24 protein-coding genes are annotated in these 16,408 nt (G+C 33.2%); 14 read left to right on the top strand and 10 right to left on the bottom strand.

Annotation, left to right across the window (positions count from 1 at the left end; translation table 11 throughout):
* Positions 1–17: 17 nt before the first annotated feature.
* Both QZU75_RS02270 and QZU75_RS02265 read right to left on the bottom strand, forming a co-directional pair.
* Positions 18–818, bottom strand: coding sequence for a DUF169 domain-containing protein (locus tag QZU75_RS02270; protein WP_296881324.1), 801 nt, complete (start codon positions 816–818; stop codon positions 18–20).
* A 104-nt stretch (positions 819–922) separates the two neighbouring features.
* Positions 923–1,714, bottom strand: a complete 792-nt coding sequence (locus QZU75_RS02265) for a nitroreductase family protein (RefSeq protein WP_296881323.1) — start codon at positions 1,712–1,714, stop codon at positions 923–925.
* Between the two features lie 237 nt (positions 1,715–1,951).
* On the opposite strand from QZU75_RS02265, the gene QZU75_RS02260 reads away from it, so the two are divergent.
* A complete protein-coding gene (locus QZU75_RS02260) occupies positions 1,952–2,812 on the top strand; it encodes a DUF1002 domain-containing protein (RefSeq protein ID WP_296881322.1) in 861 nt (286 codons plus the stop codon).
* A gap of 50 nt (positions 2,813–2,862) precedes the next feature.
* Here the strand turns inward: QZU75_RS02260 and QZU75_RS02255 are convergent, their stop codons facing one another.
* On the bottom strand, positions 2,863–3,762 hold the full coding sequence (locus QZU75_RS02255; RefSeq protein ID WP_296881321.1) for a zinc-ribbon domain-containing protein: 900 nt from the start codon (positions 3,760–3,762) through the stop codon (positions 2,863–2,865).
* Positions 3,763–4,389: 627 nt separating this feature from the next.
* On the opposite strand from QZU75_RS02255, the gene QZU75_RS02250 reads away from it, so the two are divergent.
* From QZU75_RS02250 to QZU75_RS02235, 4 genes are all read left to right on the top strand, one after another.
* Positions 4,390–4,965 (top strand): acyltransferase, encoded by a 576-nt coding sequence (locus QZU75_RS02250; protein WP_394350224.1) that lies wholly within the window; start codon positions 4,390–4,392, stop codon positions 4,963–4,965.
* A 19-nt stretch (positions 4,966–4,984) separates the two neighbouring features.
* Positions 4,985–5,143: a rubredoxin gene (locus QZU75_RS02245; protein ID WP_296881320.1), complete on the top strand. Its 159-nt coding sequence runs from the start codon at positions 4,985–4,987 to the stop codon at positions 5,141–5,143.
* A gap of 70 nt (positions 5,144–5,213) precedes the next feature.
* Complete coding sequence (locus QZU75_RS02240; protein WP_292783792.1) at positions 5,214–5,333, top strand: rubredoxin; 120 nt, start codon at positions 5,214–5,216, stop codon at positions 5,331–5,333.
* A gap of 9 nt (positions 5,334–5,342) precedes the next feature.
* Positions 5,343–5,453: a rubredoxin-like domain-containing protein gene (locus tag QZU75_RS02235; RefSeq protein ID WP_292742119.1), complete on the top strand. Its 111-nt coding sequence runs from the start codon at positions 5,343–5,345 to the stop codon at positions 5,451–5,453.
* 10 nt (positions 5,454–5,463) lie between these two features.
* Here QZU75_RS02235 and QZU75_RS02230 read toward each other — a convergent pair whose 3' ends face one another.
* A complete protein-coding gene (locus QZU75_RS02230) occupies positions 5,464–6,063 on the bottom strand; it encodes a YigZ family protein (protein ID WP_296881319.1) in 600 nt (199 codons plus the stop codon).
* Positions 6,064–6,130: 67 nt separating this feature from the next.
* On the opposite strand from QZU75_RS02230, the gene QZU75_RS02225 reads away from it, so the two are divergent.
* Positions 6,131–6,523, top strand: coding sequence for a hypothetical protein (locus QZU75_RS02225; RefSeq protein WP_296881318.1), 393 nt, complete (start codon positions 6,131–6,133; stop codon positions 6,521–6,523).
* 23 nt (positions 6,524–6,546) lie between these two features.
* Here QZU75_RS02225 and arfB read toward each other — a convergent pair whose 3' ends face one another.
* From arfB to QZU75_RS02210, 3 genes are read right to left on the bottom strand one after another with little or no spacing between them, the layout of a single operon-like run.
* A complete protein-coding gene (gene arfB, locus QZU75_RS02220) occupies positions 6,547–7,239 on the bottom strand; it encodes a 2-amino-5-formylamino-6-ribosylaminopyrimidin-4(3H)-one 5'-monophosphate deformylase (protein WP_296881317.1) in 693 nt (230 codons plus the stop codon).
* A gap of 10 nt (positions 7,240–7,249) precedes the next feature.
* Positions 7,250–7,732 (bottom strand): RNA-binding protein, encoded by a 483-nt coding sequence (locus tag QZU75_RS02215; protein WP_296881316.1) that lies wholly within the window; start codon positions 7,730–7,732, stop codon positions 7,250–7,252.
* Positions 7,733–7,786: 54 nt separating this feature from the next.
* Positions 7,787–8,260 carry a type II toxin-antitoxin system antitoxin SocA domain-containing protein gene (locus QZU75_RS02210; RefSeq protein WP_296881315.1) on the bottom strand — a complete coding sequence of 158 codons (474 nt, stop codon included), beginning with the start codon at positions 8,258–8,260 and terminating at the stop codon, positions 7,787–7,789.
* 304 nt (positions 8,261–8,564) lie between these two features.
* Here QZU75_RS02210 and QZU75_RS02205 point away from each other — a divergent pair, with 304 nt between their 5' ends.
* The 3 genes from QZU75_RS02205 (at position 8,565) to QZU75_RS02195 (ending at position 9,608) form a co-directional block, all read left to right on the top strand.
* On the top strand, positions 8,565–8,795 hold the full coding sequence (locus tag QZU75_RS02205) for an LSm family protein (RefSeq protein WP_116591755.1): 231 nt from the start codon (positions 8,565–8,567) through the stop codon (positions 8,793–8,795).
* A gap of 57 nt (positions 8,796–8,852) precedes the next feature.
* Complete coding sequence (locus tag QZU75_RS02200; protein WP_067042784.1) at positions 8,853–9,041, top strand: 50S ribosomal protein L37e; 189 nt, start codon at positions 8,853–8,855, stop codon at positions 9,039–9,041.
* 156 nt (positions 9,042–9,197) lie between these two features.
* On the top strand, positions 9,198–9,608 hold the full coding sequence (locus QZU75_RS02195) for a hypothetical protein (RefSeq protein ID WP_296881314.1): 411 nt from the start codon (positions 9,198–9,200) through the stop codon (positions 9,606–9,608).
* 47 nt (positions 9,609–9,655) lie between these two features.
* On the opposite strand, the gene QZU75_RS02190 is transcribed toward QZU75_RS02195, so the two are convergent.
* A complete protein-coding gene (locus QZU75_RS02190; RefSeq protein WP_296881313.1) occupies positions 9,656–9,991 on the bottom strand; it encodes a hypothetical protein in 336 nt (111 codons plus the stop codon).
* Between the two features lie 160 nt (positions 9,992–10,151).
* Between QZU75_RS02190 and rnc the strand changes: the two genes are divergently transcribed.
* From rnc to QZU75_RS02170, 4 genes are read left to right on the top strand one after another with little or no spacing between them, the layout of a single operon-like run.
* Positions 10,152–10,823 (top strand): ribonuclease III, encoded by a 672-nt coding sequence (gene rnc / locus QZU75_RS02185; protein ID WP_296881312.1) that lies wholly within the window; start codon positions 10,152–10,154, stop codon positions 10,821–10,823.
* Entirely contained in the window at positions 10,823–12,289 is a 1,467-nt protein-coding gene (locus QZU75_RS02180) for a homoserine O-acetyltransferase (protein WP_296881311.1), read from the top strand. The genes rnc and QZU75_RS02180 overlap by 1 nt, the downstream gene beginning before the upstream one ends.
* Before the next feature lie 39 nt (positions 12,290–12,328).
* Positions 12,329–13,027, top strand: a complete 699-nt coding sequence (locus QZU75_RS02175; protein WP_363139632.1) for an AzlC family ABC transporter permease — start codon at positions 12,329–12,331, stop codon at positions 13,025–13,027.
* A complete protein-coding gene (locus QZU75_RS02170) occupies positions 13,027–13,341 on the top strand; it encodes an AzlD domain-containing protein (protein WP_296881310.1) in 315 nt (104 codons plus the stop codon). Before QZU75_RS02175 ends, QZU75_RS02170 begins: the two co-directional genes overlap by 1 nt.
* A 236-nt stretch (positions 13,342–13,577) precedes the next feature.
* Here the strand turns inward: QZU75_RS02170 and QZU75_RS02165 are convergent, their stop codons facing one another.
* Positions 13,578–14,516 carry an alpha/beta hydrolase gene (locus tag QZU75_RS02165; RefSeq protein ID WP_296881309.1) on the bottom strand — a complete coding sequence of 313 codons (939 nt, stop codon included), beginning with the start codon at positions 14,514–14,516 and terminating at the stop codon, positions 13,578–13,580.
* Positions 14,517–15,049: 533 nt separating this feature from the next.
* On the opposite strand from QZU75_RS02165, the gene QZU75_RS02160 reads away from it, so the two are divergent.
* Entirely contained in the window at positions 15,050–15,220 is a 171-nt protein-coding gene (locus QZU75_RS02160) for a hypothetical protein (RefSeq protein WP_296881308.1), read from the top strand.
* A gap of 293 nt (positions 15,221–15,513) precedes the next feature.
* On the opposite strand, the gene QZU75_RS02155 is transcribed toward QZU75_RS02160, so the two are convergent.
* Entirely contained in the window at positions 15,514–15,816 is a 303-nt protein-coding gene (locus QZU75_RS02155; protein ID WP_296881307.1) for a tetratricopeptide repeat protein, read from the bottom strand.
* Positions 15,817–16,408 lie beyond the last annotated feature (592 nt).

The raw sequence follows: 16,408 nt of genomic DNA, 5'->3' as shown, positions 1-16,408 counted from the left end.
ATTGTAAATTCCAATTCTTATTTGAATTTTTTCCACAAATCAGTTTGAAGAACACTGTTTTGTCCAACCTCTTCAAGTTTTAAAAACAACTCCCATGGCATTGACACTGTCATATAATCGTTTGGGATGAAATGTTTCATTTTGGAACGTCCCGCAAAATCAATAGGACCTAAAATCGGTTTAGGATCATCACTTTCAGCTTCTCTAAACACAAAGTTTCCAATCGCCTGGCATGCTGATGCCTGAGGAGTCAGGATACATGCATTGTTATCTCTAAATGATGAATTGATTTGAAGCAATGCAGTCAGTTCAATAGGATTAACAGTAAATATAACTGATTTTGGAATTTCATCTTCTGTTAAATTTTCAATACCTTTAAAAATCACATATTGGCCTTCATCATAAACAGGTCTTGATTTAATACTCTCTTTTGCTGTATCAAAATCACAATATATTCTTTCACCGTGCCTGAACATTTCACGGGTCGGTTTAGGCATTTTTTCTAATCTATCTTCATATTCTGCTCTGTCTGGAGCGGATTCAACACCCAATGATAAAAATGTTGCCTGAAAATCGATTGCATCCTCATTTGCCATACCTGAACCCCATCCGAATCCTACAGATATCCCTCCACAGGTGATGTGTTCACGGCCGAAATAGGTTGTTTTTCTTTTAGCTATTGTTTGTGCAACAAAACTCATTACGCATCCGCCATTTTCTGTTTTTGGACCGAATGCACCTTCAGGTTTTGTGTCGGATTTCAGTAAAACGATTGGCGGAAATTTCATCTCCAGTTCTTGTGATATAATGCTTTGCATATTAACTACCTCTATTTGAATTTCTGTTTTAGTGCTTTAAAAGTATTTTTGGGAATATATTTCATCCATCTGTCTATATGGGATAGGGTTAAATTATTTAATATTCACATGTACTGGACTTTAGTTTCACTGTGAGGTATTGTCCTTTTGAAAGTCTTTTTGGGATATCCTATTATAAAAGATGAGTACATGTGCTTTTTCGCATCGATTTGCGGGAAAAATTCCATCAGTTTATCATGGTCTATCTCATCGGCTTTCAAGATAAACAGGGAATAAAATCCTCCAAGCCCTAATGAATATGCCAGCAGTTCCATACGGGTATTGGCAATTACTGCACTTGTTTTGTCTGTTGAAAATGTCAATATTAACTGCTGACCCTGCCAGAGGAGAGGATGGTATTTTCTTGTTGAGGGGTCTTTCAGATAGTCTCCCAGCTGCTTTATTCTGAAAAATTTATCTTCTTCAACCTTGATTATGCTGTAGACATGTTTCATGAAGTCATTCAGTTTTTTGTCCAAAACTACAAATTCCACGTCCTGCTCGTTTTGAGCTGTTGGGGAATAGTACGCTCCTTCAAATATTCTATCAAAAGTAAACTTGTCTATCTTTTTATTTTTAAACCAGCGTATGGAACGCCTTCGTTTTAAGAAGTTTAAAAGGTCATGATAGTTTAATGGCATGTCCTTGGATGTGTATTCAACAATTCTGTCTTCATGACCTTTAAATATTTTAAGGGTAACCGCACCTGTTGGACAAATTGCCATACAGTGTCCGCATTCAAAGCAGTTGTTCCCGGTTTCAACTGCAACTTCGCCGATTTCAATATTGTCTCTGATGCATACGGATTTGCATTGGCCGCATCCGATGCACTTGTCTTCATAAATCATTAATTTCATTTAAACCAAAATCCCATCTTTCTTTGCTATAACATATATTTACATTAATATTATAATTTTCATTATTCAATTTCTCTAATCTTTTGATTGAACAATTTTTAGAATATGCTATTGTATCATTGTTTATTTTTTACATCTTTTTTTATATCTAAAAATCATTAAAAAATTTTCAAAAAACTGAAACATTTATATACTACTTCGAATAATCTAAAATAGGAATTTACTGAGGTGATAAAAATGCGTAAAATTACTATAGCAATATTAGCTTTAATTGTAGTCGCCATGTTAATCCCTGCTGGATTTTCAGGCGAAGCAAATTCCGTTGTAATAACTTACGGTGAGACAACTCACTCAAATTCAGCATATAAATCAACTGTCGATGATTTTTTCAAAAGTCAGTCAAATGTAAATCTAAACAATGCAGAATCAAAAATCATCTATGCAAGTGATGTAAACAAAATTTCAGGATCAATATCCGGAAAAACATACTCTTCCAGTCAGATATTGTCCTCTGCATTGGTGGACTTGAATGATAATAAAAATCTTCAGGTAAGTGTTGACAAATCAAAAATCACAACAATAACTGGTGATATGTACATTTCAGCATTAAAATCCGCTGGAATAACCGCCGGCCATGTTTATGTAACAAGCCCTGTATCTGCAACCGGAGAATCCGCTCTTGCAGGTATAATGAACTCATATGAAGAAGCAACAAATGTTGAAATTCCTGAAACAGTAAAAGAAGCTGCAACTGATGAAATCGTTACTCAGGCAGAAATCGTTGATAACTCAGGTGTTGATGCTGACAAATTATCAAAATTGGTGGATGATGTAAAACAGGATGTCTCAAAAGACAACGTAACTGACCACAACACAATTGTAAACATCATTAACAATTATGTTCAAAACAACAACATTAATATCACTAATTCTGATATTGAAAACTTGGCAAACACTATTGGGCAAGTACAAAACGTTCAAGGAGACGTAAACCACTATAAAACTCAAGTAAATAACTTCATGAGTGGAAATTCAACAGGCGGATTTTCACTTGACGGATTATTTGCATGGATTAACTCCTTTTTTAGCTGGAGTTAATTCCTAACTTTTTTTTTTTAAAATAAATGATGGTTAACTAAAAGTGGAGTTTATACTCCACTTGAAGTTACAATGGTTATGTTTTCTGTGTAGAATGGTGTTTTTGATTTTGCGGAATCAACTACTTTAATTTCGGCTGTTTTCGGAGCTTGTTCATTGAAATAGGTTCCTTTGAATTTATATGTTTTTCCGCTGTCGGGATGAAGTTCGTTCCAGCCTATTGTTGATGCAATAACTTTTCCGTCATCATCATAATAATTCACTGTCACTTCTAAATAATCAAATGAGGAGTCTACACGTATGTCTCCGGAAACATCACCGCTGTAATATCCGAATCCTCCGTCAGTTATATTTTGAGTAACATTTCCAACTGCAATTGAATTTTCAGAATTTACCTGATATAATGCTCCACCAGCTATTAAAAGGACAAAAATCAATACAAAGGTCAGTATAGGTATTGCCCATAATTTTTTGCTGTTAATATTCATTCCTTTAAAGTACAATGCTAAAATTGCAGCTACTATGAACAATACTGCTGAAATTTCACCAAAACGCCCAATAAACATATAGACTAAAACTCCAGTTATAATAAATTCGGCGGCAGCTATAACCGGTTCATTCATTTTTTCCATTAAATAGATTCCTATTAAACCGCCTATTATGGCAATTGCCATTGAGGACATGATTGATGTCCATCCCATTAACATTGGTGTTCCAAGACCTTCTCCAACACCAACTACAATAGCTATTATTGCTAATATTAATGGTAACTTATTTTTAAATTCATTTTTATCATTTTTAGTTTCAACAGATTTATTTTCATTACTTTGAGAAATTTCCGATTTATTTTCTTCATTTGTTGGATTTGTATTCAAGTCAAATCCGCAGGAATCACAAAATTCCGCATCATCATCAAGTTCTTTACCACATTTTCTGCAATATTGAACCATATTTTTCCCTCCTTTGTTATATAATTGTTATAATTAGTGTGTTAATTTATTGTTTTTTGATTATAAAAAAGTTATGATGATGTTTTTTTAATTTAGGTAGGATGTTGCTATTAATTTTTGAAAGGTGTTTTAATGATAAAAATGGTTGGAGGGATTTGTAATTCATTTTTTTTAATTTTGTAAGTTTTAATCCAATACTGTTTTCATTATTTTCATGAAGTTTTTTCATTAACGACTCAATTTTTTATCAAAACTGTAAAAATAAACCACTCAATATATATAGTAATTAGAAACATAAATTAAATCATTAATACATTAAATTAAATTAAAGATAGGTTTGATAATATGGTAAGATTTTCACAAAGTCTTGAGGATAGGCAACCAAAAAGTAGAGAAAAACCTTATGAACAAATCAAGGACAGTCATCATTATTATTCCCATGAAGAAAGACAGCCTCATGTAACTCATGTAAGTGATGATAGACTATATGCTCAACCTCATAAACCTATCTATCAGGAACCTGCCTATCAAAGACAAGATAACCTTCATCGTCCCGCCCGAAGGGAGGAAGTTGATGAAATTATCTATGAAAGGCCGGTTATCGAAAGGCAATCAGTAAAACCTGATATCTCAAAACCGGAATTGAAATTCCCTGCCGATCAGAATATCCAGTTTGGTGTTAAATATTCTCCAAATTCAAGACCTCCTGTAATTGGTAAAAACCCTACCATAAGGTCAAATTCCATTATCTATAATGATGTGGTCATTGGAGACAATTTCAGAACAGGGCACAATGTTGTCATTCGTGAAAACACCAATATAGGAGATGATGTATTGATTGGAACCAATACTGTTATTGAAGGTGATGTAATCATTGGAAATGATGTCAGTATCCAGTCCAATGTGTATATTCCAACCAATTCTGTAATTGAAGATAATGTATTTATCGGACCTTGTGCTTGTTTTACAAATGACAAATATCCGGTTCGTATTAACTATGAACTGCAAGGACCTAAAGTAAGGCGTGGAGCTTCCATTGGTGGTAACACAACATTTTTATCAAATGTTGAGATTGGAGAAGGATCCATTGTCGCTGCCGGAGCTATTGTTATACATTCTGTTCCTCCATTCTATCTGGCTATCGGAACACCTGCACGTATAAAACCGCTTCCGGACCACTTGAAAGTTCCAAACAGGTTTTAATTATAATGGAGATTATTTTATGGCTCAATATAAGTGTAAAATTTGCGGATATATTTTTGATGAAGATAATATTGAAGAAGGATTAAATATTCCTGCCGGAACAAAATTTGAAGACTTGCCTGCTTCTTTCAAATGTCCGAAATGCAGGATGCCAAAATCAATGTTTGAAAAAATTTAAATACTTTTATATATTACTATTGTTTAAAAATAATATTTAATTATACAAATGTATAAGGAGATTGTTAAAAATGGCAAAATTTAAATGTAAACTTTGCGGATATGTAACCGAAGAATTTGATGAATTACCTGAAGACTACAAATGTCCTATGTGCGGTGCAACTGCTGACATGTTTGAAAAAGTCGAATAGGTGTCTTCAATGGCTTTCGTTTGCAAAGTATGTGGATTCGTTTTAGAAGAAGACGAATTACCAGAAGACTACGTATGCCCTGTTTGCGGCGTACCTGCAGCAAATTTTGAAGAACAATAAGTTCTTCATTTTAATTTTTTTCCAGAAATTGCTTATTTTTAAAACTAGTTTTTATTTTTCCGGAGTATTTTTCAAATATTTTCAAAATGTCTCTGGCATCTTTTGACACTATATCATAGCTGACCTTGTCTGAATATTCCTTTTCAATAACTTCCAGATTGTTGTTTCTGACTTCACTGTCGGCCAGTTTGATATCTGAGTATTCAAATGTTATTGTATAGACTTCATATTCTTCTATTTCAAGAATTTCAGCATCTCCGATAGCTTCCATAACTGATTTTGAATATGCTCTTACAAGTCCTCCTGCTCCAAGTTTGATTCCGCCGAAGTATCTTGTTACTATTGCTGTGACGTTGTGGAGTTCGTTTTTCCTTAAAACATTTATCATAGGTTTTCCTGCAGTTCCTCCAGGCTCCCCGTCATCGTCAAAGCCTTCTCCGTCACTTACAATATGTGCAGTACAGTTATGGGTGGCATCTGCATACTGCTGGTTTAATTTTTGGATTATCTCCTTTGATTCTTTTTTTGTTCTGGTCGGAAACAAAGAACAGATAAATTGGGATTTTTTAACATTTATTTCGCTTTGCACCGGTTCTTTAATAGTTTTCATTTTATCAATATCTTTATATATTTAATCAAATATATTATTGTTAGTAAATTTTTGGAAGGTGTTAAAATTGTCAAGTCGTTCAGCTACTGTTATAGTAATATTAGTCATAGCGATTGTAGCTTTCTGTTTAGCTACTGTATTTGCATCTATGACCGGACCAATATCAATTTTGCCTAATGCAAGTAATAATTCAAGTGTTCTGGATAATCTCTCAGCGATTACAGATTCTGATGATAATTATCAGACATATAGATCTCAGGATACTTCAAAAGATTATTCACATAGTTATGATTACAGCCAATCCAGCTCTGATGATTCACAAGTAGAAACTACTACGGATAATTCACATGTGGAAACTACTGTGGATAATTCCAATGAAAAAACTCCTACTGATGATTCCTCTAGTCAATCAAAAACTAATATTAATCCAGATAAATCTAATGATAATAAATTAGGATAATTTTTTATCCTTTCTTTTTTTTTTTAAAAATCTAACAATTTTTCAATATCAAAGATTACAGAGTTAATTGACAGATTAAACAGTCTTTCTCCGTATTCCTCATCTATATAAACGCCGTTTTCTTCAATGTCTCTTGCGCCTTCTTCGATGTTTGGATCATCTTTGCGTGCCTGTGTAAATCCATGCAGGCCAATTTCTTCATATTCATCGACATTTGTCTGATTTACAAGTTCATCTTCATTGACAATGCCTAAAACTTTAGCCATTGACAGTTCACCGCTTCCTCCGTGAGGGCCTTCAGATGAGATTACTTTATTGTTGAATATTATTGATAAGTCTGTTTTGTCTTCAATGTCCCATAATTCAGCCATTAACGGTATATTTCCTCCATGGGAATTAACAATAACTACCTTTTCAATATCCAAAAATTCTTTTGCTGAATTTAAGGTGTTTATGACATTTTCTTTTAACACGTCAAGGGAAACATGAACTCCGTGGTCGATTGTATCCAGTTCATAGGCTGGAAAGATTATTCCTAAAAATTTGGCTCCGCTTAGAAGTGATGCCTGAAATGCGATATGAGCACCGATTTTTGCATCTGTGTCGATTGGAAGTGCAGGTCCATGGTTTTCAAGGTGGGACCCAAGTGCGATTATTCCGATTTTGTGTACTTGTGGATCTTTTATGTTTCCTGCTCTGTATCTTAGTTCGGCCATATAATCACCATTATATTTCGAAGTTCCAGATATCGTCGCCGACGTAATGTTTGGTTTCAACAGCTTTTCCGGAATCGTTTGCAACCATTTCTTCACCGCTTATCAGACTTACTCCAATGGCCAGTGGTTTTCCATGGGTTTCATCTATGATTAACACAATGTCTCCTGCTTCGACGCCTTCAGAGGCATCTACAATTCCAGGGCTCATTATGTCTGCGCCGTTGCTTACAAATCTGATTGCTCCCATATCTACAGTTACGGTTTTGCCGTCAATTTCATTTGCAAGTGCAGCTTTCAGAGTTGGAAACGGTTTGTCGTCAATTATTATAATGTATGGTTCGCCGTCTACAAGTATGAATGAATTAGGTTCCGCTTCAAGAATCTCTACATTTTTCTTGCCCTGAAGCAAGTTACCGTATTCGCCCAATTCCGCTTTTATTTCTTTAATTTTCTTTTTTTTGAGGAAATTTCTTTTTTTAACTTTTATTGCCATGTTTATCCCATAGTTTATTAATAAATAATATTATTATATTTGGGATAAATAAAGCTATTCATTATTTCTTAAAAAGACATCTGTGTAGTTTATTTCATCTCCCAGTCTGGTGTTGATTATGGGCTTGTCATGGCCTGCATATTGTGTTATTGTCGTTGCATTGTTGTTTGACAGCTTTTCGATGCACAAATCAATTATGTCAAGTTCCTCCTGTGTAAATTGAGGTGTAGGTATTCTTGTTGGATAATATCTGTGGATTGTCCTGTTGTAGTAGGGTTCCTTTCTTAAAAACAGCTGTTTTTTGGATATCAGGCTTTCGGTAATTTTTCTGAAATGTTTAGGTTTGATTCCTCTTTTGGATTTGATGTATGTTTCCTTTGTGAGAAACTTACCGTAAAGCTCGTAATAGTTAAAATCAATAAAGTACATTACTGTACACAATACTGTCTTGCCCAGATTAGGTTTGTTTGAGCATTTAAAGAGAATGTACATAATCAGATTGATATATTTTTCTTCATTGATTTTCATTTTTTAGCCTGATGATGGTTGGTGATATTATGGTCTGTTGATTTTTAAATATAAGTGAAGTGCAAGAGAGCACTTGATAACTAATTTTAAATAGTGCTTAGACTAATTATTTATTATCAGCATTATTTTTTTACTATTTTTACCTAAAATAAGGTAACCTTTATATAGTAGGTTAGTTATAATTAATAGTATTAGTTTTAATTAGGTTTTGTCTTATCTTAACTTGATTATATTATGTATTTGGGTATGATTGTTACTCAATTCAGATTTAAAAACTAAAATTTTGATAATATAAGGTGATATAATGAGCGGACAAAATGTTCAAAGACCACTTGACGCATTAGGAAAATCTGTGGACTCTCCAGTTTTAATAAAACTTAAAGGAGATCGTGAATTTAGAGGAATACTTAAGAGCTTTGATTTACACATGAATTTAGTTCTTAATGATGCAGAAGAGTTACAAGACGGAGAAGTAACCAGAAGACTCGGTGTTGTACTCATAAGAGGAGACAATATTGTTTATATTTCACCATAAATATTATTCAATACTTTTTTCGATCATATTTTAACGATAAACTAAGGAGGTGTATCAATGTCAAAGGGAACTCCATCAATGGGTAAAAAGAATAAAAAGACCCATATCAGATGCAGAAGATGTGGTAGAAACACTTACCATATACGTAAAAAAGTCTGTGCTTCTTGTGGATTTGGTAAATCCAAAAAACTCAGGAGATACAGCTGGCAAAATAAAAAACCAACTACTAGACAAAGATTAGTATAAGTTGGTTAAACTACGAAGATTATTTCATAATCTTCCTTAAAATCTATTTTTTCAATGAATTCAATAATAATTTTCAAACTGCTTTTTTTTAGATAATCTTATATAACATGACTTATAATTTAGTTATAATTAAATAATTTTTTAGGAGGCTTAATTATGGTCGACATAAATGATGTAGCTAGAGAACATGATGTAGATTTGGAAAACTGTGTTATTTTTATAAGAGGTAAAGACGATATATTGGCTGTTGACATTTCCAATGCCGGAATCAGACAAAGAAGTGATGATACTATGGGATTCACTTTTTCAATAACTCCAAAACAGGCATTGGCTGTGGAAAAATACTTCAGTAAATTTGCAACCGGTGAGAAGTTCTATTTTGATATTTCTCAAACAGGTTACAGGCCGGTATATTACAGAGGACTTTCCCAGATTACAAAAGAAGTCAGCAATGAGTATCATCCGAAATTCAACATAACTTTATTTGCTCAAAAAGCTATTGTGGAACCGGAAGATTCTTATTTTGCACCTACCTGTGCATGCTGTGAGTTTTGCCATATAGAATAGTGGTGTTTTATTTTAAAAATTTTGATGAAGTTTTGATGAGGAATTATCTATAATTCCCCTTCAACTGCATCCCATAAGTCAACTGCCCAGCCCTGGCCTGCATCAATTACCATATCAAGCAGTCTTACTTTGCCGTCTTTGAATCTGAAGAGTCTGTAGTCAATCTGCGGTTTTTTGGCTGTGCCTTCCTTGTTGCAGTCAAGGTATATTCCTTCACTGTATTCTTCTTCAAAGTTTCCGGATTGGACAAAATCGCCGATGAGTGAGTATCCGTTTCTGACGCTTTTGTCTAGTTCGTCTATGGTTTTTAACCATCCTCCCTGTGCTCTGAATTTTATGTCTGGGTCGACTTTTGTTATTTCTTCTTGCCAATTTATTATCATATTACCAAATCCTTTTTAGTATTACTTTCAATTTAGTTGATATATAAAAGAAGAGATAGAGCATTTGATAAGTAATATTTATAACTATTGTTATATAATAATAATTATATAAGTCAAATTTCATATTTATTAATATATTAATCAAGTATGGGCTTTAAAAATGAATTTATTTGAAAAATTTGATATAGATAGTAATAATCAACTGTTATATGATATAGCATTCACACACGGTTCATATGCTACATTGCATGATTTGGATTATACTTATGAGAGATTGGAATTTTTAGGGGATTCCGTTTTAAATATAATCGTTTCAGAATACCTCTACAATAAATATCCTCAATATGAAGAAGGCATGTTAACTAAATTAAGGGCAAATTATGTATGCCAGAATGCTTTGATTTACTATTCACATGAGTTAGGTTTGCAGGATTATTTGAAAGTAGCTGCTGATGAATCAAATTTAACCCATAATGAAGTGTTATCCATTACTGCGGATATATTTGAATCATTTTTAGGCGCCATATTTCTGGATCAGGGTATGGAATTTGCAAAAGACTATATCTCCAAATATGTATTTCCTCATATTGATGAAGAAAAAGTATTCTTTAGAGATTATAAATCTGCAGTAAAGGAGTATGGTGATGCAGAAGAACTTGAAATCACCTATCAGATGATTAACGAATACGGCGTTCCTCATGATAAGACATTCTTCATATCCATTTTGATTGACGGTGAAGAGATGGGTATAGGTAAAGGAAAAAATAAAAAGGAAGCTGAACAGGCAGCTGCAAAAATAGCTATTGAAAAATTAAATATCAGGTGTTTTTAATGAGTGAAGAATCTGTAGGCATTGTTGAGACAAAATATTTGGATATTAAAGAGCCAATTCAATTGGATAGTGGAAAAATTCTCAATAATGTTACTGTTGCTTATGAAACTTATGGTGAACTCAACAAGGAAAAGTCCAATGCCATCTTGATTTGTCATGCACTGACTGGAGATGCCCATGCTGCAGGCTGGCATGAAGGAGACAGAAAACCTGGATGGTGGGAAATAGTAATAGGTCCTGGAAAGGCAATTGATACTGATAGATACTTTGTCATATGTTCTAATGTTTTAGGAGGATGTAAAGGAACAACAGGTCCAAGTTCAATCAATCCCAAAACAGGCAAGCAATACGGTCTTGATTTCCCGGTAATAACAATCAAAGATATGGTTGAAGTCCAGAAAAAGTTAATAGATTCACTTAAAATTGATGAATTATATGCAGTTATAGGAGGATCTATGGGTGGAATGCAAGTTCTTCAATGGCTTATATCCTATCCTGATTTTGTAAAAAAGGCAGTGCCAATGGCTACAGCCGCAATGTCTTCACCTCAACAGATTGCATTTAATGAGGTAGGTCGCCAGGCAATATTTTCAGATCCTGACTGGAACAGTGGAAATTATTATGAAACAGGATTGAAACCTGAAAACGGTCTGTCTCTGGCACGTATGATTGCTCACATTACTTATCTTAGTGACGAGTCAATGGATATTAAATTCGGACGTGACCTGCAGGATAAGGATGAGATAAGCTATGACTTTTCAATTGATTTTCAGGTTGAAAGCTATCTGAAACATCAGGGAGAAACCTTCGTGAAACGTTTTGACGCTAACAGTTACTTATTCATTACAAAAGCGGTGGATTTATTTGATTTATCTCAAAATAATTCATTGATTGACGGATTTAAAGATATTAAAGCTAAAGTGGAAATAATATCAGTTGATTCAGACTGGCTATATCCGACAGAACAAAGTACAGAAATACTCACAGCACTTCATGCAAACAATGTTGATGCGACATTTTCAGAAATAAAATCCAACTATGGCCATGATGCATTTTTACTTGAAGGAGGTCAGCTAAACTTTATCCTCTCCAAATTCCTGGCAAACAATGTTGTCAGTGATTTGATGAAAGGTGTTGTCGTTACAATAAAAGATAACGCAGACGTCCATGAAGCTGCAGAAATAATGCTTGACAAACAGGTAACTCATATTCCTGTTGTTACCGATGACTATAAGCTTATCGGTATTGTAACCAGCTGGGATTTGTCAAAATCAATTGCAATGGATACAAATCATCTGAAGGATATCATGACAACAACGGTAAAATACTGTTTTGCAGATGATTCCATTGAAAGCGTGGCCCGTATGATGGGTGAATATGATATTTCATCTCTTCCTGTTGTCAATGAGGATATGAAAGTTTTAGGAATTATTACAACAGATCAAATTAGTCATTTATTAAGTTAAATAACTAATTTTTCTTTTTTTATGTTAATTTAAGGAGACATTACTATTTCTAGAAAATCCAAGTTTATTGATGGTGCTAAAAAGGGTATTCCAATCACATTCGGATATGTTCCGATGGGTATTGGCTATGCTGCAATAGCTATGAAGGCGGGATTTACTCCTCTTCAGACAATATCTATGTCATTTCTGGTTTATGCAGGAGCAGGTCAGATTATCGCAGCATCAATGGCGCTGACTGGTGCAACGGCAATAGCAATCATATTGACAAACTTTGTTGTAAACTTAAGATATTTTGTAATGTCTACATGTGTTTTAAATCAGGTTGAAGAGTCCAATCTGGGTTTGAATATTCTTGCAGCACACGTTACTGTAGATGAGTCATTTGCAATGTTTTCACTTTCTGAAGACTCATCGATTTGGATATATCTTGGAATTGCGATTACTGCATGGCTAAGCTGGTGTTTGGGGGCGGCAATAGGTGTTGTTCTGCTGGATTTGCTTCCGGTAATTGTTACAAACAGCTTTAACATTTCTCTATATGCGCTCTTTGTAGCTATTTTGGTTCCTGCCGTTAAAAAATCAAAACAGATTGCACTTTTGGTTTTGATTACAGCTGTTTTAAACATTGTATTAAGTCAATTTTTAGGAAACTGGTCTCTGATTGTTTCAACTTTAATTGGGGCAGGAATTGGAATGTATATTGTTGATGATGAATATTTTCTTTCAGGTGATGCCTAATGGATTATATCAGCTTGGTGATTTTGGGATGTGCAATTGTAACATTCATTCCACGTTTGATACCTGCATTATTCATTGACAGACTTGAGTTTCCGCCTAAAGCAGAAAAATTTCTGAATTTAATCCCATATACTGCTCTTGCGGCATTAATCTGTCCGGGGGTTTTGACTGTTGACAATCAGCTATGGTATATCGGTTTGATTGGTGCTGTTGTGGCTGCAGGTCTTGCATGGAAGAAGGTTCCTCTTGGAGCTATTGTAATATTGACTGTGGTTGTGCTGATTACTGTTTATTCAATTGTTCCTTTCTTTTAATTAGTGAAGAATTATCGGTTGGGGGTCTGTTTTACTGATTTTAGATAGTTTGGGATTTAACATTAACGCAGCCGATTTGAAATTCAGAACATTTTTTTTTTAAAAAGTTTTTCATACAGAACAGATTGCCGAAAACAATCTGCGTTCTATCAAGGGAAAGGTTGTAAGGTCACTCGATGAGGCTATTGAATATTATGGCGATGAAATCTTAAAAAAGAGTAGCGATACTCTTTAGCCTATTCCTCCAAAGTTTTAACAACACTTTTTACAAAGTCCCTTTTCTTTTCCAAATGAATGCCGTGTCCGCAGTTGAAATATTCAACATCAATATTTTCAATTAAACTGACTACCAGTTCCAGGTCCTCATCTGTTAGGGCGCCCATAATAATGTTTTCATCACCTATTACAGTATTGGCTTTCATGAACAATGTTTTGCATTTTATATTCGAAAGCAGATTCCTGTAATCGATGTTGCAGTTAAAGGAGTCATTGTAGAAATTTTCTCCGAAGTAAGGATCATATTCATTCAATCCTTGAAAAGCTTCCATAAATTTTTTAGGCCAGAACGGAACTTTCAGGGGTTTTTCCGGATGTTTTTTTCGATATTTTAATGCAGATTCTCCGGATTTTGCCCTGATCTTTTCCCTTTTGTTTTCAGGGAAAAAGTTCCAGGCATATTGGTTCATGAAGTAGTAATATACAAAATCAGTCTCTTCATCCTGATTGATGAAGTTATGGCAGACCGTTGACAAATCATTAAAGTTATAATAATTGAATCTCTTCTCACCGCAGCTTGAAAACAGTGGTGGGTCTTCCAATATCAGATTATCGCAAACATCGGAAACTGAAGCTATATAGCAGGATATAAGGCCTCCGGAAGAATGACCCAATATGGATATTTTATCATCAGTCTTGGATTTGATAAAATCAATCAAATCATCGCCTAAACTGACTATATTGTATTTTTCCTTGTTATGGGAGCTTTTTCCATGTCCATAACAATCCACTAAAATCAAATGAAACTTCTTAGACAACTTTTTCACTACATTCGAATAGTTCTCTGCATTTGCGGATTGGGCATGTATTATTAGCAGCAATGGATTGTCATTATTCGCTTCATAATAATTAATGATATCGCCGTCATCTGTCTCATACCGATAATTATCCAACTTCATTTTATCATCCCTCATGATTAGCTATTATTAACTTTTGTTAATGATGTATAATATATTTTAAAATCTAAATGCTAAGATTCATCTAGACAATGTTGATTTGGTTGTTGACCGTTCCAAAAACAATTCTCCAATTGAAACTGTTCGTATAAAACTTATAAAAAGTTGCGATACTTATCGATTTTCACAACTCAAATTCTAGTACAACAGAAAACATAAAAAACATAAAAAATTTTTAAAATGATTCATTAGGGTATTTTTTATTTGTTGCAAAACCATTTTTTATTTTACCATCTATTAAAGGCATTTTCAACTGTCCGATATTTTCAGACAATCCATAATTTACAAATGAAATTTTATTGCTGTAGTTTTTTCACCTATATATCAAATATAAAACATTTTTACACTTCAAAAGCAATTTTTACTTGAGTATAAGCCAAATAGAAATTATTTATACTATTTTATCTAATATTATAAGTAATCAAACTCTTAATCCAAAAGGAGGTGATATTATTAGGAACAAAATAATATTTCCGATGAGAGAATTTAGAACAACTGTTCTATTGAACTCTCCTCTTGGCAAATCTATCTATTTGAATGGAGGAATCCTTATGAGTATCCAAAGGAAATTTTGGATTGGAGTGCTCATATACACCATAATCATGTGGTGTTTGGCATTCTACATCATATGGGTTACATATAACTAATCCGATGACTTAATTGATTTCTCCTTTAAACTGCAGAAAACATCAAATATTATAATTATTGTTTAGCAATAGCCTTAACGGGTTATGTTTGGGTTTGTTGGATTATAATCGACACTTTCTGCAGTTTATAAATTAAAAACAGTAAACTTTATATAAAATATATTTCATAATATTCAGTAGAGTTTAAAATCCACATTGGATACAATTAAATTCTAAACTATTTGAATAGATAGACTTTAATTCAATGTCTACTTGTTCCAACATGTGAAAACATGTTGTAGACATTGATTTGACTAATTTTTATTTGCTTTGTTCTTTTCTATTAGGGATTTTAATTTTTTTAATCTCCAGTCATGTTCATTTATCTCAGATGCTTTTATAAAGTAGTATAACGCCCCATCATAATTATTTAAATCAATTAATGTGTACGAAATGTTTATTAAATATTCGATATGATTGGGGTTGCCATCAACAGCCAATTTAAAGTAATGATATGCTTTTTCGTACTCTTCCAGGTTAATCCATGAACAACCTAAAGAATTATAAAGAAATGGATTAGTATTTCCTAATTCCTCAGATTCATTCAGATAAATCAATGATTCTTCAAATTGATTTAATAAACATAAAATAGCACCTTAGCAGATAAGATTTCTGGGTTTTTACCAAGGAATATGCGATAATCAACAAGTTTTAAAGATGCTTTCAAGTAATTATTTTCCAAACAAAAACTAGTCAATCTAGTCAACGTCCATTCAAAAGGAAATATTAATAACAGAATAACAGCAAAAGAACATGCCAATAAAAATAGATTGGAATTTACCAGTCCTTCATAAATTGAAGATAACATTAAAAACCAAAATCTAAAATGTTACATAATGTTAATGTGGCCTAATTGAATCAAATCTAAAAAAGCGCCTGATTTTATCAATATTAACTAATTGGAATCATAGATTATTTTTTTAACATTAACATTGAAAATTTAACAATAATTTAAGCAGAATTACTTGAATAAATACGAACAATTCGTATAAAACGTATGATATAGTTCGCAACCTTATTGATTTACTACACTAATGCCTCTTAATAAATTTCATTATAACAATAGAAAAATCTTATGATTCTAATGTTTCTTTTTTTAAAAAATTGTTCTCATCACGTAATATTTACTTCACTTCATAAAATTGATTT

Source organism: uncultured Methanobrevibacter sp. (assembly GCF_902764455.1).
GTDB lineage: Archaea > Methanobacteriota > Methanobacteria > Methanobacteriales > Methanobacteriaceae > Methanocatella.
Note: the sequence above shows the minus strand (reverse complement) of the source record. Positions and strands in the feature narration are given on the sequence as shown.

Excerpts from the sequence above, each read along its gene's own strand:
- QZU75_RS02270 (WP_296881324.1), bottom strand. The coding sequence starts at position 818 with ATGCAAAGCATTATATCACAAGAACTGGAGATGAAATTTCCGCCAATC.
- QZU75_RS02265 (WP_296881323.1), bottom strand. The coding sequence starts at position 1,714 with ATGAAATTAATGATTTATGAAGACAAGTGCATCGGATGCGGCCAATGC.
- QZU75_RS02260 (WP_296881322.1), top strand. The coding sequence starts at position 1,952 with ATGCGTAAAATTACTATAGCAATATTAGCTTTAATTGTAGTCGCCATG.
- QZU75_RS02255 (WP_296881321.1), bottom strand. The coding sequence starts at position 3,762 with ATGGTTCAATATTGCAGAAAATGTGGTAAAGAACTTGATGATGATGCG.
- QZU75_RS02245 (WP_296881320.1), top strand. The coding sequence starts at position 4,985 with ATGGCTCAATATAAGTGTAAAATTTGCGGATATATTTTTGATGAAGAT.
- QZU75_RS02240 (WP_292783792.1), top strand. The coding sequence starts at position 5,214 with ATGGCAAAATTTAAATGTAAACTTTGCGGATATGTAACCGAAGAATTT.
- QZU75_RS02235 (WP_292742119.1), top strand. The coding sequence starts at position 5,343 with ATGGCTTTCGTTTGCAAAGTATGTGGATTCGTTTTAGAAGAAGACGAA.
- QZU75_RS02230 (WP_296881319.1), bottom strand. The coding sequence starts at position 6,063 with ATGAAAACTATTAAAGAACCGGTGCAAAGCGAAATAAATGTTAAAAAA.
- arfB (WP_296881317.1), bottom strand. The coding sequence starts at position 7,239 with ATGGCCGAACTAAGATACAGAGCAGGAAACATAAAAGATCCACAAGTA.
- QZU75_RS02215 (WP_296881316.1), bottom strand. The coding sequence starts at position 7,732 with ATGGCAATAAAAGTTAAAAAAAGAAATTTCCTCAAAAAAAAGAAAATT.
- QZU75_RS02210 (WP_296881315.1), bottom strand. The coding sequence starts at position 8,260 with ATGAAAATCAATGAAGAAAAATATATCAATCTGATTATGTACATTCTC.
- QZU75_RS02205 (WP_116591755.1), top strand. The coding sequence starts at position 8,565 with ATGAGCGGACAAAATGTTCAAAGACCACTTGACGCATTAGGAAAATCT.
- QZU75_RS02200 (WP_067042784.1), top strand. The coding sequence starts at position 8,853 with ATGTCAAAGGGAACTCCATCAATGGGTAAAAAGAATAAAAAGACCCAT.
- QZU75_RS02195 (WP_296881314.1), top strand. The coding sequence starts at position 9,198 with ATGGTCGACATAAATGATGTAGCTAGAGAACATGATGTAGATTTGGAA.
- QZU75_RS02190 (WP_296881313.1), bottom strand. The coding sequence starts at position 9,991 with ATGATAATAAATTGGCAAGAAGAAATAACAAAAGTCGACCCAGACATA.
- rnc (WP_296881312.1), top strand. The coding sequence starts at position 10,152 with ATGAATTTATTTGAAAAATTTGATATAGATAGTAATAATCAACTGTTA.
- QZU75_RS02180 (WP_296881311.1), top strand. The coding sequence starts at position 10,823 with ATGAGTGAAGAATCTGTAGGCATTGTTGAGACAAAATATTTGGATATT.
- QZU75_RS02170 (WP_296881310.1), top strand. The coding sequence starts at position 13,027 with ATGGATTATATCAGCTTGGTGATTTTGGGATGTGCAATTGTAACATTC.
- QZU75_RS02165 (WP_296881309.1), bottom strand. The coding sequence starts at position 14,516 with ATGAAGTTGGATAATTATCGGTATGAGACAGATGACGGCGATATCATT.
- QZU75_RS02160 (WP_296881308.1), top strand. The coding sequence starts at position 15,050 with ATGAGAGAATTTAGAACAACTGTTCTATTGAACTCTCCTCTTGGCAAA.